This window comes from Streptomyces sp. C1-1, assembly GCF_050214755.1.
Classification (GTDB): Bacteria; Actinomycetota; Actinomycetes; order Streptomycetales; family Streptomycetaceae; genus Streptomyces.
Genome location: NZ_CP189826.1, coordinates 7,609,644 through 7,631,616 on the forward strand (window position 1 = coordinate 7,609,644; position 21,973 = coordinate 7,631,616).

At 71.2% G+C, this 21,973-nt stretch carries 19 protein-coding genes and 1 pseudogene; 17 read left to right on the forward strand and 3 right to left on the reverse strand.

Going from position 1 to position 21,973, the window contains the following annotated elements:
• Window positions 1-55: 55 nt before the first annotated feature.
• Both ACQF4J_RS34555 and ACQF4J_RS34560 read right to left on the reverse strand, forming a co-directional pair.
• Complete coding sequence (locus ACQF4J_RS34555) at window positions 56-835, reverse strand: DeoR/GlpR family DNA-binding transcription regulator (RefSeq protein ID WP_351582352.1); 780 nt, start codon at window positions 833-835, stop codon at window positions 56-58.
• A gap of 274 nt (window positions 836-1,109) precedes the next feature.
• Window positions 1,110-1,919 (reverse strand): NAD-dependent epimerase/dehydratase family protein, encoded by an 810-nt coding sequence (locus tag ACQF4J_RS34560; RefSeq protein WP_351569497.1) that lies wholly within the window; start codon window positions 1,917-1,919, stop codon window positions 1,110-1,112.
• A gap of 243 nt (window positions 1,920-2,162) precedes the next feature.
• On the opposite strand from ACQF4J_RS34560, the gene ACQF4J_RS34565 reads away from it, so the two are divergent.
• On the forward strand, window positions 2,163-3,104 hold the full coding sequence (locus ACQF4J_RS34565) for a 5-dehydro-4-deoxyglucarate dehydratase (RefSeq protein ID WP_351569500.1): 942 nt from the start codon (window positions 2,163-2,165) through the stop codon (window positions 3,102-3,104).
• Window positions 3,101-4,264, forward strand: a complete 1,164-nt coding sequence (locus ACQF4J_RS34570) for a hypothetical protein (RefSeq protein ID WP_427167586.1) — start codon at window positions 3,101-3,103, stop codon at window positions 4,262-4,264. The genes ACQF4J_RS34565 and ACQF4J_RS34570 overlap by 4 nt, the downstream gene beginning before the upstream one ends.
• Before the next feature lie 330 nt (window positions 4,265-4,594).
• On the opposite strand, the pseudogene ACQF4J_RS34575 reads toward ACQF4J_RS34570, so the two are convergent.
• Window positions 4,595-4,844: pseudogene (locus ACQF4J_RS34575) on the reverse strand (MFS transporter); the annotation flags it as partial.
• Between the two features lie 148 nt (window positions 4,845-4,992).
• Between ACQF4J_RS34575 and ACQF4J_RS34580 the strand changes: the two are divergent.
• From ACQF4J_RS34580 to ACQF4J_RS34650, 15 genes are all read left to right on the forward strand, one after another.
• Window positions 4,993-5,586 carry a TIGR03086 family metal-binding protein gene (locus ACQF4J_RS34580; protein WP_351798494.1) on the forward strand — a complete coding sequence of 198 codons (594 nt, stop codon included), beginning with the start codon at window positions 4,993-4,995 and terminating at the stop codon, window positions 5,584-5,586.
• A 269-nt stretch (window positions 5,587-5,855) separates the two neighbouring features.
• Window positions 5,856-6,530 (forward strand): GntR family transcriptional regulator, encoded by a 675-nt coding sequence (locus ACQF4J_RS34585; RefSeq protein WP_351569509.1) that lies wholly within the window; start codon window positions 5,856-5,858, stop codon window positions 6,528-6,530.
• Window positions 6,527-7,438 (forward strand): dihydrodipicolinate synthase family protein, encoded by a 912-nt coding sequence (locus ACQF4J_RS34590; RefSeq protein ID WP_351569512.1) that lies wholly within the window; start codon window positions 6,527-6,529, stop codon window positions 7,436-7,438. The genes ACQF4J_RS34585 and ACQF4J_RS34590 overlap by 4 nt, the downstream gene beginning before the upstream one ends.
• Window positions 7,435-9,171, forward strand: a complete 1,737-nt coding sequence (gene araD, locus ACQF4J_RS34595) for an L-arabinonate dehydratase (protein ID WP_351798492.1) — start codon at window positions 7,435-7,437, stop codon at window positions 9,169-9,171. Before ACQF4J_RS34590 ends, araD begins: the two co-directional genes overlap by 4 nt.
• 81 nt (window positions 9,172-9,252) lie before the next feature.
• Window positions 9,253-10,188: a carbohydrate ABC transporter permease gene (locus tag ACQF4J_RS34600; protein ID WP_351569518.1), complete on the forward strand. Its 936-nt coding sequence runs from the start codon at window positions 9,253-9,255 to the stop codon at window positions 10,186-10,188.
• On the forward strand, window positions 10,185-11,072 hold the full coding sequence (locus ACQF4J_RS34605) for a carbohydrate ABC transporter permease (RefSeq protein ID WP_351569521.1): 888 nt from the start codon (window positions 10,185-10,187) through the stop codon (window positions 11,070-11,072). The genes ACQF4J_RS34600 and ACQF4J_RS34605 overlap by 4 nt, the downstream gene beginning before the upstream one ends.
• Window positions 11,073-11,124: 52 nt before the next feature.
• Window positions 11,125-12,270 (forward strand): Gfo/Idh/MocA family protein, encoded by a 1,146-nt coding sequence (locus tag ACQF4J_RS34610; RefSeq protein WP_351569524.1) that lies wholly within the window; start codon window positions 11,125-11,127, stop codon window positions 12,268-12,270.
• Window positions 12,270-13,115, forward strand: a complete 846-nt coding sequence (locus ACQF4J_RS34615; protein WP_351569527.1) for a PmoA family protein — start codon at window positions 12,270-12,272, stop codon at window positions 13,113-13,115. Before ACQF4J_RS34610 ends, ACQF4J_RS34615 begins: the two co-directional genes overlap by 1 nt.
• A complete protein-coding gene (locus ACQF4J_RS34620) occupies window positions 13,112-14,614 on the forward strand; it encodes a family 43 glycosylhydrolase (protein ID WP_427167587.1) in 1,503 nt (500 codons plus the stop codon). The genes ACQF4J_RS34615 and ACQF4J_RS34620 overlap by 4 nt, the downstream gene beginning before the upstream one ends.
• Before the next feature lie 243 nt (window positions 14,615-14,857).
• Window positions 14,858-16,195 (forward strand): ABC transporter substrate-binding protein, encoded by a 1,338-nt coding sequence (locus ACQF4J_RS34625; protein WP_427167588.1) that lies wholly within the window; start codon window positions 14,858-14,860, stop codon window positions 16,193-16,195.
• 94 nt (window positions 16,196-16,289) lie between these two features.
• Window positions 16,290-17,084 carry a rhamnogalacturonan acetylesterase gene (locus ACQF4J_RS34630; protein ID WP_351569541.1) on the forward strand — a complete coding sequence of 265 codons (795 nt, stop codon included), beginning with the start codon at window positions 16,290-16,292 and terminating at the stop codon, window positions 17,082-17,084.
• A gap of 13 nt (window positions 17,085-17,097) precedes the next feature.
• The gene (locus tag ACQF4J_RS34635; protein WP_351798481.1) at window positions 17,098-18,408 is read left to right on the forward strand and encodes a pectate lyase family protein; all 1,311 of its coding nucleotides are present in this window, start codon (window positions 17,098-17,100) and stop codon (window positions 18,406-18,408) included.
• Window positions 18,409-18,477: 69 nt separating this feature from the next.
• Window positions 18,478-19,602 (forward strand): pectinesterase family protein, encoded by a 1,125-nt coding sequence (locus ACQF4J_RS34640; protein ID WP_427167589.1) that lies wholly within the window; start codon window positions 18,478-18,480, stop codon window positions 19,600-19,602.
• Window position 19,603: 1 nt separating this feature from the next.
• Complete coding sequence (locus tag ACQF4J_RS34645) at window positions 19,604-20,626, forward strand: pectinesterase family protein (protein ID WP_427167590.1); 1,023 nt, start codon at window positions 19,604-19,606, stop codon at window positions 20,624-20,626.
• Window positions 20,627-20,779: 153 nt separating this feature from the next.
• On the forward strand, window positions 20,780-21,892 hold the full coding sequence (locus ACQF4J_RS34650) for a right-handed parallel beta-helix repeat-containing protein (RefSeq protein WP_427167591.1): 1,113 nt from the start codon (window positions 20,780-20,782) through the stop codon (window positions 21,890-21,892).
• Window positions 21,893-21,973 lie beyond the last annotated feature (81 nt).

The following is a 21,973-nucleotide window of genomic DNA, read 5'->3' on the forward strand; positions in this document are numbered from 1 at the left end:
GTATAAAGGGCGCCGCTCGACACGGCGTTCCCTGGTGTCGCGCGAGGTCGGACAGTCAGACGCGGATGACCTGTGGTCCCAGCAGGGAGTACCGGTGGGCCTCGGCGGACGGCAGCAGGGTGCTGGTGACGATCGTCTCCAGCGCGCCGATCTCCGCGAACCGGCAGAAGCTGACCGCGCCGAACTTGGTGTGCACGCCGGCGAACACGGTGCGGCGCGCGGCCCGCATCGCCTGCGCCTTGACCTCGCTGACGGCCGGGTCGGGGGTGGTCAGGCCGTGTTCGCGCGAGATGCCGTTGGCGCCGATGTAGGCCAGGTCGAGGACGAAGCCGGCCAGCATCTTCGTCGTCCAGTGGTCGACGGTCGCCAGTGTGCCGGGGCGGACCCGGCCCCCGAGCAGCAGGACGGAGGTGTTCTCCGCCTCCGCGAGGGCGCCGGCGACGGGCAGGGACGCCGTGACGACGGTGAGCGCCCGGTCCCTCGGCAGCGCCTCGGCGATGAGCTGCGGGGTGAAGCCCTCGTCGACGAAGACCGTCTCGGCGTCCCCGAGCAGCTCGGCCGCGGCGGCCGCGATCCTGCGCTTCTCGGGCACATGGCTGGTGGCGCGGAACGCGAGCGTCGTCTCGAAACCGGCGCTCTCCACGGGATAGGCCCCGCCATGGGTGCGGCGGATCAGGCCGTGGTCCTCCAGGGCGCGCAGGTCCCGTCGTACGGTCTCCTTGGCCACGCCCAGCTGCGCGGCGAGCGCCGTGACGTCGACCGAGCCGGTGGCGCGCGCGGCGAGCACGATCTCGCGCTGGCGCTCCTCCGCCGTCCTCGCGGTGTTCGCCGTCATCGCCGTCACCTGCTTCCCTGCCGTGCCCGCGGGCTGCCCGTTCGGGCCCGGTGGGACCCATGCAGGAAGTTCTACAGCCGGTGTTCGGCGCTGACCAGGCCTGTTGCGGGCCCGATGCTGCCCGTGTATGCCCGTTCACGCAAACGGAGCGTCCGCCTCGGACCTGCGCGGCTGCGCACGCGCGCGTGGGAGCGGGCAGAGTCCGTGCCCGAATACGGCGGCGGGCGGGCCCGTTCGGTGCCCGCCCGCCGCGCGAACGATCTGATCCGGCCGGTCAGTAGGGCCAGATCGGCGGGTCGCTGACGAAGGCGCCGCCCAGGTACGCGTGCGCGATGTTGCCCTGCTCCAGCTCGCCCTGTTCGGCGATCAGCTTCTCCGCGAACTCCTCGGAGTCGTCCTGCGGCTCGTAGCCGAGCGCCCGAGCGGTCGACAGGTCCCACCACAGGCGGGTGTTGGCGGAGGAGCCGTAGACGACCGTGTGCCCGACGTTCTCGGCGGACAGGGCCGCGTGGAAGAGGCGGGCGCCGTCGGCCGGGCTCATCCACACCGACAGCATGCGCACGCTGGTCGGCTCCGGGAAGCAGGAGCCGATGCGGACCGACACCGTCTGAAGGCCGTACTTGTCCCAGTACAGCTGCGCGAGGTCCTCGCCGAAGCACTTGGACAGGCCGTAGAAGGTGTCCGGGCGGCGCGGGGTGTCGATCGGGATCAACGGGTCGTCGCCCTGCGGGCGCGGGGTGAAGCCGACCGCGTGGTTGGAGGAGGCGAACACGATCCGGGCCACGCCCTCCTCGCGGGCGGCCTCGTACAGGTTGTAGGTGCCCTCGATGTTCGCCTTCAGGATCTTCTCGAACGGGGCTTCCAGGGAGATGCCGGCGAGGTGGATGATCGCGTCGACGCCCCGGACGGCCTCGCGCAGGGCCGCACGGTCGGAGAGGTCGGCGGTGACCGCGTCGGGGTCGCCCTCGATCGGGCGTGCGTCGAGGAGGCGCAGTTCGTAGCCGAAGGCCGGGAGCAGGTTCCGCATCAGGGTGCCGACCCCACCGGCGGCGCCGGTGAGCAGAACGGTGCGGGGAGCGGGCATCCTCGGTCTCCTTGAGGCACATGTATGGACGGTATTCACATTCATGGACACGCTAGGGAGCTGTGCCGTGCTCCGTCAAGTGTCCCGCGGGGCCGCCCTCTTCACCTCTTTTCCAGTGACTTTCGGTCGGTCTCCTGCCGAATCGCGCGCTTGACCGGCCCGGAGAGGGCTCCTTAGGGTGGCGGTGTTCAGAAATATAGACGCCGATCACAAGAACGTACGCGCCTGTCTCAGGGAGAGCCCGTGACGCCTGCCCCCCTCGCCGCTCGCCTCAGCATCCCCAGCGGGCCGCTGTTCTTCCCGGTCACCGCCTACGGCCCGGACGGCTCCCTCGACCTCGACGCCTGCCGCACCCATGTGCGCCGGGGCGTCGAGGCCGGGGCCGCCGCAGTGTTCGCCTGCTGCGGCACCGGCGAGTTCCACGCGCTCACGCCGGAGGAGTTCCAGGCGTGCGTACGGGCGGCGGTCGAGGAGACGGCGGGACGGGTACCGGTCGTCGCCGGCGCCGGGTACGGCACCGCGCTCGCCGTGCGCTACGCGCGCCTGGCCGAGGCCGCCGGCGCCGACGGGCTGCTCGCCATGCCGCCGTACCTGGTGGTCGCCGGGCAGGAGGGACTGCTGCGGCACTACCGCGAGGTGGCCGCCGCGACCACCCTGCCGGTCATCGTCTACCAGCGCGACAACGCCGTGTTCACCCCCGCGACCGTGGTCGAACTGGCCCGCACGGACGGGATCATCGGCTTCAAGGACGGCCTCGGCGACCTCGACCTGATGCAGCGCGTCGTCAGCGCCGTCCGCACCGAGACGTCCGGCGACTTCCTCTACTTCAACGGCCTGCCGACCGCCGAGCAGACCCAGCTCGCCTACCGCGCCATCGGCGTCCCGCTGTACTCCTCCGCCGTGTTCTGCTTCGCCCCCGAGCTCGCCCTCGCCTTCCACGCGGCCCTGAACTCCGGCGACGACACCACCGTCCACCGGCTCCTCGACGGCTTTTACCGCCCCTTCGTCGAACTGCGCGCCCAGGGCCGCGGATACGCCGTGTCCCTGGTCAAGGCCGGCGTACGACTGCGCGGACTGGCCGTCGGGGAGGTCCGCCCGCCGCTGCACGAGCCGACCGAGGACCATGTGAAGCAACTGGCCCAGCTGATCGAGCGCGGCTACGCGCTGCTGGAGGAAGGCAAGTGAAGGCGTCGACTTTCGTCTATCCCTGGGACGTCAACGGAGACCCCGAGGCCGCGCGGCGCATCGCCGGTCTCGGGGTGGGGCAGGTGACGCTGGCCGCCGCCTACCACTCCACGCGCGCCCTGACCCCCCGCCACCCGCGCCACCGCATCGTCACCGCCCAGCACGCCGCCGTGCTCTACCCCGCGGACGCGCGCTGGGAGGGGCGTCAGTTGCGCCCCTGCGCGGCAGGCGACTGGGCCCCCGGCGACGCCTACGGGGAAGCCGCGGCGGCTCTCGCGGACGCCGGCCTGGAGGTGCACACCTGGGTCGTCCTCGCCCACAACTCCCGCATGGGCGCCGAGCACCCCGACACCTCCGTCGTCAACGCCTACGGCGACCGCTACCCCTGGGCTCCCTGCATCGCCCAGCCAGCCACGCGCGCGTACCTGACCGACCTCGCGGCCGAGGCGGCCGTACGGCCCGGGGCGCGGGGCACCGAGCTGGAGTCGCTCGGCTGGTACGGCCTGCAGCACCTGCACGCCCACGACAAGACCGGCGCGGTCGGCCTCGGGGACGCCGGGTACTACCTGATGGCCCTCTGCTTCTGCCCCACCTGCCGGACGGGGTACGGCGCGCAGGGCCTCGACCCCGACGAACTGGCGGCCGCCGTACGCGACGCGCTGGAGCCGCTGTGGCGGGGCGCACCCGACGACGGGGGCTGGGCCGGGGTGGAGAAACTGCTCGGCGAGGAGAAGGCGGCCGCCACGCGCGCGTGGCGCGACGAGACCGCCCGCACGCTCCAGGAGACGGCCGTACGGGCGGTGCGCGAGGCCGCCCCCGACGGCTTCCAGGTGCTGCTGCACGCCGACCCGACGACCTACCGCGTCGGCGCCAACCCGGGCGTCGACCCCGCGCACATCCTCACGGTCGCGGACGGCGTGGTCGTGCCCTGCGCGGGCGGCCCCGGCCTGCTGACGCCGTTCGCCGAACAGGGCCGCGAGGACGCCGTCGTCGCCGCCAACCTCCCCGTGGTCGCGGGCATGGGCGGCAGCCCGGGAACGCTGGCCGCGGACGCGGCGGCGGCCCGCGAGCGCGGCGCCACCGAACTCCGGCTCTATCACGCCGGGTTGGCGTCGGACGACGACCTGGAGGCGGTGCGCTCGGCCCTGGGGTCCCGCTGACGCGGTGACCCCGCCGTCGCCAGGAGTCCCGCGCCCAGGGCGAGCAACAGCGGCCGGAATCCGATGCGTTCGACCGGCCCCGCGCCGAGGGCGAGACGAGCACGTCAGGGGCGTACATCAGGGTGCCGGCGGTCGCGGTGACCGGCCCGAGCAGCGCGTCCGGCGTCCCACGCCCAGGGCGAGCAACAGCGGCCGCAATCCGATGCGTTCGACCGGCCCCGCGCCGAGGGCGAGGCCGAGCACGTCAGGGGCGCACATCAGGGTGTCGGCGGTCGCGGTGACCCGCCCGAGCGGCGCGTCCGGCGTCCCACGCTGTACGGCGGTCATCGCGGCGATCAGCAGGGGCTTGCGGCGCATCCGGTCGGCCGGCGTGCCCAGCGCCGGGCCGGCCGGGGCGGGCGCCCACAGAGCGAGCATGCACGAGGCGGCGAGGCCGTCCGAACCGGTGAGGTCCTTCACCCACACCCCGGAGGCCAGCCACAGCGCGGAGGTGCCGAAACCGGACCAGCAGGGCGGCCGGACACAGTCGCGCACCGCAGTCCCGCACCACGCGCACCAGCGGCCAGGTCGACGTCGTCATGCCTGCTCATCGTGGGCCCAAGGCGGGGGCGCCGGGATCGGGCATGCGCCTTACGGACGCGGATGCGAGGGACCCCGCCGGCACCGGGCGATGAGTTTCGGGGGCCGTGCCGGTCTGCCTCTCAGGACACGACTGTGAGGAGCGGTGAATGACCGACACGAAGCTGGACCTCGGACCACAGGCACGCATCATCGCGCGGCTCGCGGAGGGCGTACGGGACGAGCAGCTGGCGGCGCCCACGCCCTGCCCCGGCTCCGCGGTGCGCAACATGCTGGGCCACGTCCTGCACCTGTCCGTCGCCTTCCGCGACGCGGCCCGCAAGGACCTGGGCGCCACGACCGACGGCAACCCGGGCGCCGCCGCCCCGGACCTCCCCCCGGGGTGGCGCGAGGAACTGCCCAAGGCCCTCGACGAACTGGCCGACGCCTGGCGCGACCCGGCGGCCTGGACCGGCATGACCAGGGCGGGCGGAGTGGACCTGCCCGGCGAGGTCGCCGCCGCCGTCGCCGTCGACGAACTGGTCATCCACGGCTGGGACCTGGCCCGCGCCACCGGCCTGCCGTACACCCCCGACCCGGCCGCGCTGCGGATGTCGCACGACTTCCTGTTCGCCGCGGCCGAGGACCCGAGCAGGGGCGGCGGCATCTTCGGCCCCGTCGTACCGGTCCCCGCGGACGCGCCGCTGCTCGACCGGGCGGTGGGCTTGAGCGGACGGGATCCGGGCTGGACGGCTCAGCCGTGATGCCGGGTGCGGGTGGTTCGTGGCCGGTCGCGCAGTTCCCCGCGCCCCTGGGCCGGTGACGGTCCCGCAACACCCGGGGGCGCGGGGAACTGCGCGACCGGCCCACCACCACCCGCACCCGACGCACTCACCCTGCCCCGGCAACCTCAACTTCCCCTGCCGGAAGCATTGACGAAATCTTCGCCCTCTCCTACCTTCAACGCGTCGTACTTCGTACGTCATATATGAGACGCGATACGCGAGATCAGATACGCCATCGAGAGGGCCGCATGACCTCTGTGCCCACGCCGATCCCGTCCCGCACGCAGTACGTGCTGGACGCGATCAAACACCGCATCCTCACCGGGCAGTTGACGCCGGGACAGGCTCTGGTCGAGACCGAGCTCGCCGCGCAGTTCGGGGTGTCCAAGACCCCCGTGCGGGAGGCGCTCAAGACGCTCGCCGGTACCGGGCTGGTCGTGATGAGCCAGTACAAGGGCGTCACGGTGCGCATGGTGGACGCGGACATGGCGCGCGAGGTCTACGACGTACGGCTGCTCCTGGAGCCCGAGGCGCTGAAGCGCGCCGTGCGCCGCGGAGCCTCCCTGAACGCCGCGCGTGACGCCCTCACCAGAGCCGACGCGGCGACCGACACCGCCGAACGGTCCCTCGCGAACCGCGAGTTCCACCGCGCCCTCTACCTTCCCTGCGGCAATCCGCTGCTCGGCCGGATGCTCGACGAGGTCCGCGACCAGGCCGCCCTGGTCTCCGCGGTCGCCTGGGCGGCCTCGCCCTCCTGGGAGCGGGAGGCCGGCGAGCACCGGGAGATCCTGCGGCTCGCCCTGGACGGCGACGCCGAGGGTGCCGCGCGCGCCCTGCACGACCACATCGCGTCGTTCGTGCGGCGGGCGTTCCCGCAGGCCGCGGAACTGCCCCCGGCCACCGACGAGGAAGGTCAGGAATGAGCAGCGTGACGTTCGAGACCCAGCGGGCGGCCCTGGCCGACGTGGTGGCGATCCCGGTGACCCCGTTCGCCGAGGACGGCTCCGTCGACACCGTCGCCCACCGGGCCCTGCTGCGTCGGCTGCTCGACGGTGGCGTCCGCATCCTCACCCCCAACGGCAACACCGGCGAGTTCTACGCCCTCACCCCCGAGGAGCGCCGCCTGGTCACCGAGCTGACGGTCGACGAGGCGGGCGCCGGTGCCGCGATCCTCGTCGGTGTCGGCCACGACGTGCCCACCGCGATCGCCACCGCACGGCACGCCCGCGAACTCGGCGCCCAGATGGTGATGGTCCACCAGCCCGTCCACCCCTACGTCTCCCAGGCCGGCTGGGTCGACTACCACCGCGCCATCGCCGAGGCCGTTCCCGAGCTGGGTGTCGTGCCGTACATCCGCAACGCCCAGCTGTCCGGCGCCCGTCTCGCCCAGCTCGGCGAGGCCTGCCCGAACGTCATCGGCGTCAAGTACGCCGTCCCCGACGCCGCCAAGTTCGCCGCCTTCGCACGGGACGCGGGGCTCGACCGCTTCGTCTGGGTGGCCGGACTCGCCGAGCCGTACGCGCCGTCCTACTTCTCCGCGGGCGCCACCGGCTTCACCTCCGGCCTGGTCAACGTCGCACCCTCCGTCTCGCTGAACATGATCGAGGCGCTGCGGTCCGGCGACTACCCGGCCGCCATGAAGGTCTGGGAGCAGATCCGCCGCTTCGAGGAACTGCGCGCCGCGCACGGCTCCGCCAACAACGTCACCGTCGTCAAGGAGGCCCTCGCCTCCCTCGGCCTGTGCCGCCGGGACGTCCGGCCGCCGAGCCGGACGCTGCCCGAGGACGAGCGCGCCGAGGTCGCCGCGATAGCCGCCGGGTGGTCGATATGACCGGCGACGAGCGCATGAGCCCGGAGGAACTGCGCAGCCACCAGTGGTACGGCACCGAGGGCCAGTTGCGCACCTGGTCGCACAACGCCCGGATGCGCCAGCTCGGTTACGAGGCGGAGGAGTACCGGGGCCGCCCGGTGATCGCCGTCCTGAACACCTGGTCCGACATCAACCCCTGCCACGTCCATCTGCGCGAGCGCGCCGAGGCGGTCAAGCGGGGCGTGTGGCAGGCCGGCGGCTTCCCGCTGGAGTTCCCGGTCGCCACGCTCTCCGAGACCTACCAGAAGCCGACCCCGATGCTCTACCGCAACCTGCTCGCGATGGAGACCGAGGAACTGCTGCGGTCGTATCCGGTCGACGCGGCGGTGCTGCTCGGCGGCTGCGACAAGTCGACGCCGGCGCTGCTGATGGGCGCGGCCTCGGCCGACGTGCCGTCGCTCTTCGTGCCCGCCGGGCCGATGCTGCCCGGGCACTGGCGCGGTGAGACCCTCGGGTCCGGCACCGACATGTGGAAGTACTGGGACGAGCACCGCGCCGGCAACCTGACCGACTGCGAACTGCGCGAACTCCAGGGCGGGTTGGCGCGCTCCCCCGGTCACTGCATGACCATGGGGACCGCGTCCACGATGACCGCGGCCGCGGAGGCCCTCGGCATGACCCTGCCGGGCGCCTCCTCGATCCCGGCCGTCGACTCCGGGCACGAGCGGATGGCCGCCGCCTCCGGACGCCGTGCCGTGGAGCTGGCCTGGACCGGGCTGAAGCCGTCGCGGATCCTCACCCGCGAGGCCTTCGAGGACGCCGTCACCACGGTGCTCGGGCTCGGCGGCTCCACCAACGCCGTCATCCACCTGATCGCCATGGCAGGCCGGGCGGGCGTCAAGCTGACGCTGGACGACTTCGACCGCATCGCGCGCACCGTGCCGGTGCTGGCGAACGTCCGGCCCGGCGGCCGGACGTACCTCATGGAGGACTTCCACTTCGCCGGCGGCCTGCCCGCCTTCCTCTCCCGGATCACCGACCTGCTGCACCTGGACCGGCCGACCGTCAACGGCACCCTGGGCAAACAGCTGGAGGGCGCCGTCGTCCACGACGACGACGTCATCCGCACCCGCGAGAACCCGGTCGCCCCCGAGGGCGGTGTCGCGGTCCTGCGCGGCAACCTCTGTCCCGACGGCGCCGTCATCAAGCACATCGCCGCCGAGAAGCACCTGCTGAAGCACACCGGTCCCGCGGTCGTCTTCGACGACTACAAGACCATGCAACGCACCATCGACGACCCCGAGCTGCACATCACCGCCGACACCGTGCTGGTGCTGCGCAACTCGGGGCCCAAGGGCGGCCCCGGCATGCCCGAGTACGGCATGCTGCCCATCCCCGACCACCTGCTCAAGCAGGGCGTGCGGGACATGGTGCGGATCTCCGACGCCCGGATGAGCGGCACGAGTTACGGCGCGTGCGTCCTGCACGTGGCGCCCGAGTCGTACGTCGGAGGACCGCTGGCCCTCGTCCGCACCGGCGACCCGATCACCCTGGACGTCGAGGCCCGGACCCTGCAACTCAACGTCGAAGACACGGAGTTGGAGCGCAGAAGGGCGGAGTGGACGCCGCCGCCCACCCGTTACGAGCGCGGCTACGGCGCGCTCTACAACGAGCAGATCACCCAGGCGGACACCGGCTGCGACTTCGAGTTCCTGGCAAGGCCGGGCAAGGTGCAGGACCCGTACGCGGGCTGACCGGAGCACAGCACGACAAGGCACACCCCTGCACAAAGAGAAAGCGCTTCCCGTGCGACGTACTGAGAACGGAGAACAGTCATGGCCCAAGCCGCAGCCGTGGCGAAACCGCCCGCGCCACCCCGGCGGCGCCGTGCCTCCGCCACGCCCCGCAGGCTCCCGTACCTGCTGATCGCACCGGCGGCCCTGCTGATGCTGGGCTTCATCGCCTACCCCGTCATCAGCGTCTTCTACTACAGCCTGCAGAACTACAACCCCACCAAGCCGTGGCGGAACGGCTACGCGGGCTTCGACAACTTCGTCCAGATCTTCACCAAGGACACCCAGTTCTGGGACACGCTGACCTTCAGCGCGAAGTGGGTCGTCGTCGAGGTCGGTCTGCAACTGCTCTTCGGTCTCGCGCTCGCGCTGATCGTCAACCAGACCTTCGTGGGCCGCGCGCTGGGGCGTGCGCTGGTCTTCTCCCCGTGGGCCGTCTCCGGCGTGCTGACCTCCGCGATCTGGGTGCTGCTCTACAACTCCCAGACGGGAATCACCCGTTACCTCGCGGACATGGGCGTCGGCTCCTACGGCACCAGCTGGCTGTCGGACACCTCGACCGTCTTCCCCGCGGCGATCGTCGCCGACCTGTGGCGAGGCGTCCCCTTCTTCGCCATCCTCATCCTCGCCGACCTCCAGTCCGTCTCGAAGGACCTGTACGAGGCCGCCGAGGTCGACGGCGCGAGCCGCATCAAGCAGTTCTGGCACATCACCCTGCCCCACCTGAAGGACGCGATCGTCCTGTCGACGCTGCTGCGCGCGGTGTGGGAGTTCAACAACGTCGACCTGCTCTACACCCTCACGGGCGGCGGACCGGCCGGCGAGACCACGACCCTGCCCCTCTACATCGCCAACACCAGCGTGGACGCCCACAACTTCGGCTACGCGTCCGCCCTGACCACGGTGGCGTTCGTGATCCTGCTCTTCTGCTCGATCGTCTACCTGCGGCTGAGCAAGTTCGGAGGCGACCAGAAATGATCACCGAGATCGCCCCCGCGCCGGAGCGCGTGTCCGCCGAGCCCGACCGCCGGCCGCGCGGAAGGCGCCGCGCCTGGGACGAGGTGCCCCGCCGGCACATCTACCTCCCGCTCTGCGTCTACCTGCTCTTCACCCTGATCCCCTTCTACTGGATCCTCCTCTTCGCCCTGCGCCCGGCCGGCTCCACCTCGCTCGTGCCCTGGCCCATGACCTTCGACCACTTCGAGAAGGTCTGGAACGAGCGGGCGTTCGGCACCTACTTCCAGAACAGCGTCCTCGTCGGCATCGCGACCCTCGTGATGACGACCCTGGTCGCCCTGGCCGGCGGATACGCCCTCGCCCGGTTCGACTTCAAGGTCAAGAAGGGCTTCATGCTGGCCCTGCTGTGCACGCAGTTCGTGCCGGGCGCCCTGCTGCTGGTCCCGCTCTTCGAGATCTTCGCCAACCTGCGGATGATCAACTCGCTCGTCAGTGTCATCATCGCCGAGACCGTCTTCCAGCTGCCCCTGTCGATGATCCTGATCAGCGGCTTCATCCGGAACGTGCCCTACTCGCTGGAGGAGGCCGCCTGGGTCGACGGCTGCAACCGCTTCACCGCCTTCCGCATCGTCGTCCTGCCGCTGCTGCGGCCCGGGTTGATCGCCGTCGGTTCCTTCGCCTTCGTGCACGCCTGGAACCACTTCCTGTTCGCCCTGATGTTCCTGTCCGACCAGGGCAAGCAGACCATCCCGGTCGGCCTCAACACGCTGATGAGCGCGGACAGTGTCGACCTCGGCGCGCTCGCCGCGGGCGGCATCATCGCGGCCGTACCCGTCGTGATCGTCTTCGCCTTCATCCAGAAGTGGCTGATCACCGGCTTCAGCGCGGGGGCGGTGAAGGGATGAGGGCTCGTCCGATGCCTACCCTGCACGCACGAACCAGCGCAGGGAGGATCCCATGAGCACCGTAGACATCGTCCTGGCGGGCGCGCGCGGCCACGGCCGCTGGCACCTCGACAACATCCGGCGGCTCCAGGACAAGGGCATCGTCCGGCTGGCGGGCATCTGCGAGCTGACCCCGCTGGGCGCCGACGAGATCCCCGACGGCCTCGGCACCCCCGAGCAGTCCGCCGACTTCGGCGCCCTCCTCGACTCCACCGGCGCCCGGATCGCGGTGATCTGCACGCCGATTCCGACGCACACGGACCTGGCGCTGACCGCCGCAGGCAAGGGCGTGCACGTACTGCTGGAGAAGCCGCCCGCGCCGTCGTACGCCGAGTACCGCCGGATGGCCGACGGCATCGCCGCGGCCGGGGTCGCCTGCCAGATCGGGTTCCAGTCGCTGGGCTCGCACGCCGTGCCGGCGATCCGCGAGATGATCGCCGAGGGCGCCGTCGGCGAGATCGTAGGGATCGGCGGGGCCGGCGCCTGGGCGCGCGCGGAGTCGTACTACCGGCGGGCGCCCTGGGCCGGGAAGCGGCGGCTGAACGGCATCGACGTCATCGACGGCGTGCTGACCAACCCGCTCGCCCACGCCGTCGCCACCGGCCTCGCACTGAACGGCTCCTCGCGCGCCGAGGACGTCACCGGCGTCGAGCTGGAGCTGCTGCGCGCCAACGACATCGAGTCCGACGACACCTCCTGCGTCCGCGTCTCCACCGCGCAGGGCCGCCGGGTCACCGTCGCCGCGACCCTGTGCGCCGAGCACCCCGGCGAGCCGTACGTCCTGATCCACGGCACCCGCGGCCGGATCACCTTCTGGTACAAGCAGGACCGCGTCCTGCTCCAGCGCGCCGACCACGGCCCCGAGGAGTACGAGTACGGCCGCACCGACCTGCTGGAGAACCTGGTCGACCACCTCACCGACGGCGACGACCTGCTGGTCACCCCGGACGCGACGGGCGCCTTCATGAAGGTCGTCGAGGCGATCCGGCTGGCCCCCGACCCCGCCCCCCTGCCGGCCACGGCCTGGCAGCCGCTCCCCGACGAGGAGCGCCGGGTCGTGCCCGGCATCGACGCCCTGGTCGCGGCCGCCGCCGACACCCTCGCCCTCTACTCCGAACTCGGCGCCGGCTGGGCCCCACCGAAAGAGGTGAGCACCTGATGACGACCAACGACTCCCCGGTCCTGCGCGTTTCGGGCCGCCCGGTCGGCCGCTACGTCACCCGGCCGGAACTGGCGGCCAGGCTCTCCCCGCGCCCCTATCTGCACCCCGTCACCACCCTGGCCGGCACGGCGGTCACCGAGCTCAGCCCCGCCGACCACACCCACCACCTCGGCGTCGGTGTCGCCGTTCCCGACGTCGAGGGGCACAACTTCTGGGGCGGCCGGACATACGTCCGTGACCAGGGCCCCACCGAGCTGGACAACCACGGCGCCCAGCGCCACGTCTCCTTCCAGCTGCGCGACCCCGACGGCTTCATGGAGGAGCTGCGCTGGGTGGCGTCCGGGGCGGAGCTGCTGCGCGAGCGCCGTACGGTGGCCGCCACCGAACTCACCCACGCCGCCTGGGCGTTGGACTTCACCTTCTCCCTCACCAACGTCACCTCGGGCCTGCTCTCCATCGGCAGCCCGGCCACCAACGGCCGCCCGGGCGCCGCGTACGGCGGCTTCTTCTGGCGGGCCCGCAAGGAGCGGGACGCCCCGCACGTCTTCACCCCCGACCGCGAGGGCGAGCCGGCTGTGCACGGCAGCCGCGCCGACTGGCTCGCCCTCGCGGGATCCACCTGGACCCTCGTCCTCGCCGGTGCCACGGACACCACGCGCCGCGACCCGTGGTTCGTGCGCACCGCCGAATACCCGGGCGTGGGCTCGTCGTTGGCGTCCGAGGAGCGGCTCCCGATCGAGCCCGGCGACACCGTCGTACGACGTGTCGTCACCGTCGTCGCCGACGGGCGGCTGGGCCGGGACGAGGCGGCGGCGCTGGTCCGCAAGGCGGTGAGCCGGTGAGGACGTACACCAACCCCGTCCTGAACGCGGACTGGTCCGACCCGGACGTCGTGCGCGTCGGCGACGACTTCTACCTCACCGCCTCCAGCTTCGGCCGCGCCCCGGGCCTGCCCCTGCTGCACTCACGCGACCTGGTCAACTGGACACTGGTCGGCCACGCCCTCGAACGCCTGGAACCCGAGGCCGAGTTCAGGACGCCGCGGCACGACTGCGGTGTGTGGGCACCGGCGTTCAGGTACCACGACGAACGCTTCTGGATCTTCTGGGGCGACCCGGACCAGGGCATCTTCCAGGTCAACGCCCCGACGGTGCGCGGCCCCTGGACCCGGCCGCACCTGGTCAAGGCCGGGAGGGGCCTCATCGACCCCTGCCCGCTGTGGGACGAGGAGACGGGTGACGCGTACCTGGTGCACGCCTGGGCCAAGTCCCGTTCCGGGGTGAAGAACCGCCTCACCGGCCACCGGATGCACCCCGACGGCACCGAGGTCCTCGACGAGGGCAAGCTGATCGTCGACGGGGACCGGATACCGGGATGGTTCACCCTGGAGGGCCCCAAGCTCTACAAGCACGACGGCTGGTTCTGGATCCTGGCTCCCGCGGGCGGGGTGGAGACCGGCTGGCAGGGCGCCTTCCGCTCGCGCGGCTTCTTCGGGCCGTACGAGGAGCGGATCGTCTTGGAGCAGCGGGACACCGACGTCAACGGGCCGCACCAGGGCGGCTGGGTACGCACCCGGACCGGCGAGCACTGGTTCCTCCACTTCCAGCAGCGGGGCGCGTACGGCCGGGTCGTCCACCTGCAGCCGATGCGCTGGGGGAGCGACGGCTGGCCGCTGATCGGCGACGACGGCGCCCCCGTCGCCGTGCACGAGGCACCCGGTCTGCCGCCGCAGCCGCCCGCGGCGCCCGCCACCGACGACGACTTCCCCGGCGGGCGGTTCGGCCGTCAGTGGAGCTGGACCGCAAACCCCCGGGACGGCTGGGCCACCCAGCACTCGGGCGACGGCCTGCGGCTGTCCTGCCTCCGCTCGGCCGACGCCCACGACCTGCGCAGACTCCCGAACGTCCTCACCCAGCGGCTGCCGGGCACCCCCTCGGCCGTCGAGGTGGACCTGACCCTGCACAGCGAGGAGCCGGGGGCCCGGGCGGGGCTCGCGGTGCTCGGGGACGCGTTCGGCTGGATCGGGCTGCAGCGGGGCAGCGACGGGGCGGTGCACGTGGTGCACCGGTTCGCCGAGGCCGTCGCCGAGGCAGAACGGGACGCGGACCATCCGCGGCTCGCACCCGGGGGACGCGTGCGGCTGCGGATCGAGATCGGGGCGGGCGCGCGCTGCCGCTTCCTCTACGACACCGGTCGGGGCCCGCGTCCGTCCGGACCCGTCTTCGCCGCCACCCCATGGCGCTGGGTCGGCGCCCTGCTGGGGCTGTTCGCCGTCGCGCCCGCCGGAACGGGACACGCCGGCGCGGCAACCTTCACGCACCTCAGGATCCACTCCTTGTAACTCGCCGTACTGCCGCACCGCTGCACTGCTGCACTGCCGCAACGCAACGCAACGCACAGCACTGCCGCAACGCACCGCACCGCACAGCACTGCCGCACCGCACCGCACCGCATTCGTACGCCTGTCGGGAGCCGCCATGACGCATCTCCGTAGCAAGCGCTTACCAGAGGCGGGTGCCGCTTCGACCCGCACGACCCCTTCAACCTCATATCTCCGTTGGAACCAGAAGAAGAGAGCCGGCCAATGAAGACCAGCATCCGCAGAAACAGGCGCGTCGCCGTCGCCGTCGCCCTGGGCTCCGTACTCGCCCTGACCGCCACCGCCTGCGGCGACGACGGCAGCGGCAGCGCGGGGGACAAGGGCAACGAGGGCTCCGGCAAGGGGGAGATCACCTTCTGGGACAACAACGGCGGTGTCCGCACCGACATCTGGAAGCAGATCATCTCCGACTTCGAGAAGAAGTACCCCGACATCAAGGTCGACTACGTCGGCATCCCCGCCGCGAGCGCCCAGTCGAAGTACGACACCGCCATCCAGGGCGGCGGCCTGCCCGACGTCGGCGGCGTGGGCACCGCGATGCTCGCCGAGGTGGCCGTCCAGGGCGCGCTGGAGCCGCTGGACAGCCGACTGGCGAAGAGCTCGCTGAACGGCAGGCTCAGCCAGAACCTGGTCCAGAGCAGCAAGGCGGCGGGCGGCGGCGACCAGCTGTACCAGATCCCTACGTCGTCGAACAACGGCACTCTGTGGTACCGGACCGACCTGTTCGACAAGGCAGGCCTGGACGCGCCGACGACGTGGGACAAGTTCTACACGGCGGCCGACAAGCTCACGAACAAGGGCAAGAACCAGTTCGGGTTCACCATCCGCGGCGGCGAGGGGTCCATCGCCCCGGCGCTGGACGCGGCGTACAGCCAGAGCGGCATCACCTCGTTCTGGAACGGCGACAAGACGACGGTCAACGACCCCAAGAACGTCGCCGCGCTGGAGAAGTACGTCGCCCTGTACAAGAAGGACACCCCGTCCGCCGACGTCAACAACGACTTCACGAAGATGGTCGCCCAGTGGGACAGCGGCACCATCGGCATGCTGAGCCACAATCTCGGCTCGTACCAGGACCATCTGAAGGCGCTGGGTGCGGACAAGTTCCGGGGCCTGCCGAATCCGACGCAGGCCGACGGCACGCGCGTGCAGATATCCAACCCGGTCGACGGGCTGAGCCTGTTCAAGTCCAGCAAGAACAAGGCGGCCGCCTGGAAGTTCGTCGAGTTCGCCCTGTCGCACGAGGAGAACTCGAAGTTCAACCAGTCCGCCGGGCAGATCCCGGCGAACACCGACGCCGCCAAGGATGCGTGGATCCAGAAGGCCGAGCCCACGAAGCTGGCGGCCGAGGCCCTGAACGGCGCCGGCACGAAGATCGTGCAGCTGCCGTACTACCTGCCGGACTGGAACACGATCTCCAAGGCCGACAACGAGCCGAACTTCCAGAAGGTGCTGCTCGGGAAGATGACCGCGAAGGACTTCCTGAACACGCTGGCCGACCAGCTGAACAAGGCTCAGGCGGACTGGAAGCAGAACCACTGAGTTCGGGTGGTGTCGGGGCGGTGGGGGACTGCGGGTCCGCTGTGGCCGGTTGCGCAGTTCCCCGCGCCCCCCAACGTCAGAAAGGTGCACGGTCTTGTCAGTCACCCGTAGACAGGTCACCGCGGCGACGCTCGCCGCGCTCCCCCTCGCCTTCGCGGCCGGCGCCACCGCTCACGCCACCCCTCAGCGGCAGCGCACCCTCTACATCGCCGGTGATTCCACCGCCGCTCAGAAATACGCCGACGCGGCCCCCGAGACGGGGTGGGGAATGGCGCTCCCCTTCTTTCTGCGAAAGGACGTCGTCGTCTCCAATCAGGCCGTGAACGGGCGCAGTTCGAAGAGTTTCGTGGACGAGGGACGACTCGACGCCCTTCTCGGCACGATACGGCCGCACGATCTGCTGGTCGTCCAGTTCGCGCACAACGACGAGAAGAGCGAGGACCCCACCCGGTACACCGAGCCCTGGACGACGTACCAGGACCATCTGCGGCTGTACATCGAGGGCGCCCGTGCCCACGGCGCCCGCCCTGTGCTCGCCACCCCCGTCGAGCGGCGCCGCTTCGACGCGGACGGCAACGCCGTGCCCACCCACGGCGACTACCCGGCGGCGATGCGGGCGCTCGCCCGACAGGAGCGGGTGGCGCTGCTCGACGTCGAGGCGCTGTCGCTGGCGCTGTGGCAGTCGCTCGGGGTCGAGGCGACGAAGACGTACTTCAACTGGACCGACACCGAGCAGGACAACACGCACTTCAACCCGCCGGGGGCCATCGCCGTGGCCCGGCTCGTGGCGCAGGAGCTGCTGCGCACCCGGGTGCTGGCCCGGCACGACGTCATCCGGCTGCACGAGTCCATCCCCACCTCGTGGATCACCTGGCCACCCGCAAGCTGAGGAGAACCGCACCGTGCGTACACAGAAATGTCATGGACGTGTCACAGCGGCCGTGGTGGGTTGCACCGCCCTCGTGCTGGCGGTCACCGGGACCGCCCAGGCCGCCCACCGGACCGCACCGGACCGGCAGGTGCTGCCCGCGAACGACGGCTGGGCCGCCGCGGGCACCGGCACCACCGGTGGCGCCGCCGCCGACGCCGCGCACGTCCACACCGTCACCGACTGGGCCGGCTTCAAGGCCGCCCTGGCCGACGGCGGCAGCGCGCCGAAGATCATCAAGGTGAAGGGCACCATCGACGCGGACGGGCCCGGATGCGCCTCCTTCGAGGTGCCGGGGTACGACTTCGACACCTACCTGAAGACGTACGACCCCGCCGTCTGGGGGCGCGACAAGAACCTGGACGGTGAGCCGGACGCCAGCCCCGAGGGCCTGCGCCGAGCCTCACAGGCCGACCAGGACGCCTACATCAAGGCGAACGTCCCGGCCAACACCACCATCGTCGGCATCGGCAAGGACGCCGGCTTCAAGGGTGCCAGCCTGCAGATCAAGGGCGTCGACAATGTCATCGTCCGCAACCTCAGCCTGGAGAGCCCCCTCGACTGCTTCCCGCAGTGGGACCCCACCGACACCGCCGACGGCAACTGGAACTCCGAGTACGACAGCGCGGTGGTCTACGGCTCCACCCATGTGTGGATGGACCACAACACCTTCACCGACGGCGACCACCCGGACAGCACGCTGCCGTACTACTACGGCCGGATCTTCGAACAGCACGACGGCGAGCTCGACATCGTCAAGGGCGCCGACTACGTCACCGCCTCCTGGAACGTCTTCGAGGACCACGACAAGACGATCCTCATCGGCAACAGCGACAGCGCCTCGACGGCCGCGGTGGACCGGGGACACCTGAAGGTCACCTTCCACCACAACCTGTTCTCGAATCTCGTCGAGCGCGCGCCCCGGGTGCGGTTCGGCCAAGTGGACTCCTACAACAACCACTTCGTCGCGGGCGACGGCTACTCCTACAGCTACGGCATCGGTATGGAGTCCCAACTCGTCGCCGAGCACAACGCGTTCACGCTGCCCGACGGGGCCAAGGCCGGTTCGATCCTGAAGAAGTGGAAGGAGGCGCCGCTGACCGCCGACGACAACTACGTCAACGGTGAGCTCACCGACCTGATCGCCGTCCACAACGCCCAGGTGCCCACGGAAGTGCTCCGGTCCGGCGCCGGATGGACGCCCACCCTGCGCACGAAGGTCGACGCGGCCAAGGCCGTCCCCGGGATCGTCGACCACTGCGCCGGCGCGGGCAAGCTGCGCTGACGCCCCGGGCCGGGGCGTACGACGCCCCGGCCCCCTCTCCCCAGAGCCGCACTGCGAAGGACCACTGGTATGCCCTCGCCGCAACTCCCCCTGTCCAGAAGGGGCTTCCTGCTCGCCGGTGCCGGGGTGGTCGCCGCGCTCGCCCTCGGCACCGCCCCCGCGCGAGCCGCCGAGCGGGCCTGCCCCTTCGGCCGCTACGGTTCGCCGGACCGCCGCCTGACCTCGCGGACCCTGTACGTCGACCCGCACGGACGGGGCGACTTCACCTCCGTCCAGGCCGCCGTGACCGCCGCGACCGGCAGCGGCCGGACGCTGGTCATCGCGCCCGGGACGTACCGGGAGACCGTCCTCCTCGACGCCACCCGCACCGAGGCCACCTGGCTCGGCGCCTCGGAGGACCCCCGGGACGTCGTGATCGTCTACGACCACGCCAACGGCACCCCCAAGCCCGGCGGCGGCACCTACGGCACCACGGGATCCGCCACCACCACCGTTCAGGCCGACGGATTCACCGCCCGCTGGATCACCTTCGCCAACGACTGGCTGCGCGCCGACCACCCGGACATCACCGGCACCCAGGCGGTCGCCATCAAGGTGCAGGGCGACCGGAGTTCGTTCACCCACTGCCGCTTCCTCGGCCACCAGGACACCCTCTACGCCGACTCGATGGCCCTGACCGTCTTCGCCCGCCAGTACTACGCGCACTGCTACGTCGAGGGCGACGTCGACTTCGTCTTCGGTCGGGCCACGGCCGTCTACGACCGCTGCCACTTCCGCACCCTGAACCGCACCGACCTGGCGGCCGCCCCCTACGGCTTCGTCTTCGCGCCCTCCACGGCGGTCGCCAATCCGCGCGGCTACCTGGTGACCGGCAGCCGGGTGAGCAGCGCGGCCCCGGACGCCTCCTACAAGCTGGCCCGGCCCTGGGTGCCCGGCTCCGACACCACCGCCCGCCCGATGCTCACCGTCCGCGACACCCACCTCGGCCCCGGCATCGACGCGGTCGCGCCCTACACCAACATGTCGGACACCTACCCGTGGCAGAACCAGCGGTTCGCCGAGTACCGCGACACCGGTCCAGGCGCCGTCGTCAGCGTGCCCGCCAACCGCCCCCAACTCACCGACGAACAGGCCGCGTCGGCGACCCGAGAGGTCTACCTCGGCGACTGGACGCCCTGGAAGGAGGGCCGCTGAGATGCGCCGGCGCACCCTTCTGACCGGCATCGCCGCCGGCCTCGTGACCGCCGGCACCGCACCCGCCTTCGCGGTCGGCCACCGCACCCTGCACGTCCGCCCCGGCGACAGCGTCCAGGCGGCCGTCGACGCGGCGGACGGCCCCGGCGGGACGATCGTCGTGCACCCGGGGACGTACCGCGAGGTCGTCGCCGTCCCTGCGGACAAGGCGGATCTGACGATCCGCGGCGCCACCGGCGACCCGCGCGACACCGTCATCGTCTACGACAACGCCAACGGCACCAGGAAACCCGACGGCACGACCTACGGCACCGCGGGCTCCGCCACCTTCACCTCGGCGGCCCCCGGTCTGACCGTCCGCGACCTCACCCTCGCCAACGACTGGCTGCGCGCCGACCACCCCGACATCACCGGCACCCAGGCGGTGGCGGCGTACACCTGCGGCGACCGCACCCACTTCGACAACGTCCGGCTGCTCGCCCACCAGGACACCCTCTTCGTCGACACGACCGCGCTGGACGCCTTCGACCGGCAGTACTTCTCCCGCTGCCACATCGAGGGCGACGTCGACTTCGTCTTCGGGCGGGCGACGGCGGTGTTCGAGCACTGCCACTTCCACACGCTGCCACGGGACGTCGCCTTCACCCCCAAGGGCATGGTCTTCGCCCCGTCCACCGCCCGCGCCAACCCGCACGGCATCCTCGCCGTCCGCTCCCGGATCACCTCCGGCGCGGAGGACGGGGCGTACAAGCTGGCACGGCCCTGGGTGCCGTCGTACGAGACGACCGCCTGGCCGTCCCTGGTCGTCCGGGACACCTGGATCGGGCCCGGGATCGATCCGGTCGCCCCCTACACCAACATGCGCGACGCCTATCCCTGGCAGTCCATGCGCTTCCACGAGTACGCGGACTCCGGCCCCGGCGCGGTGATCACGGTGCCGGAGAACCGGCCCCAGCTCACCCCGGAAGAGGCCCGCACGCACACCAGGCGGACCTACCTCGGCGACTGGTGTCCCGGTGCGTAGGGTCGCGGAGGCCGCGCGAGCATCGCCGCCCCCACTGAGACCTGGCCGGGCCTCGGCCACGGCTTCACGCAGCCCATGCAGGACGAGGTCTTCGACTGGCTCGACGCCGTCCTGTGAACCGTCCCCCACCCGCACGAGAAAGGACCGCTCTCCATGTCTCGTCGTACCGCACTCGCCACCTTCACCGCCCTCGCCCTGGGCACGGGCCTCGCCGTCCTGCCCGGTCAGGCGCAGGCCGCCACGGTGGTCGTCGGCAACTCCACCGACCTGTCCAACGCCATCAAGAACGCCACCGCCGGCACGGTCATCCAGGTCCGCGGCGGCACCTACTACCCGACGGCAACCCTCCAGTCCACGGCCAACGGCACCTCCTCGTCGCCGGTCACGCTCACCGCGTACGGCTCGGAGACCGTGAAGATCGACGGCTCGTCCCTTCCCTCCGGCTCCTGGATCTTCAAGCTGACCGCCGACTACTGGAACGTCTCCGACATCACCTTCCAGAACTCCCCGGACAGCGCGGTCGTCTGCCAGTCCTGCACCGGGACCAACTGGAACAACGTCAAGACCATCAACGGCGGCGACTCCGGCTTCACCCTCACCGGCGACGGCACGGTCAACAACACCGTGAAGAACCTGGACAGTTGCGGCAACTACGACGCTGCCACCCACGGGCAGAACGCCGACGGCGTCGCCATCAAGTTCGGCTCCGGCACCGGCAACCTCGTCACCGGGGCGCGCCTTTACAACAATTCGGACGACGGCATCGACCTCTGGTCGTTCTCCTCGCCGGTCACCATCGAGCACACCTGGTCCTTCGGCAACGGCAGGAACCGCTGGGGCGACAGCGCCTTCGAGGGCAACGGCAACGGCTACAAGCTGGGCGGCAACGGCCCCACGGTCGCCCACGTCGTCAACAACTCCGCCGCCTGGGACAACGCCGGCAACGGCTTCACCGAGAACTCCAACACCGGCGCGATCGTCATCAACCGCACCACGGCCTACGCCAACGCCAAGTGGGGCTACTACTTCGCCACCGGTGCGGCGAAGCTGGGCAAGAACCTGGCCGTGAGCAACGCGGGCGGCTCGGTGAGCAAGGGCTCCTCGGTCACCTCGGCCGGCAACAACTGGGACTCCGGGATCTCCACCCCGGCCTTCAAGTCCACGGACGCGACGAGCGTCTACAACGCCCGCCAGTCCGACGGCTCCCTGCCCACGACGACCTTCCTGACGACGGGCAGCTCCACCATCGGAGCGACGATGAACTGATCCGGAGCCTTCCCGTCCGGGGCGCTTGACCCGTTTTTTGCCTCCGATCGAGGTATCGATCGGGCAACGGGGCTCGCGCCC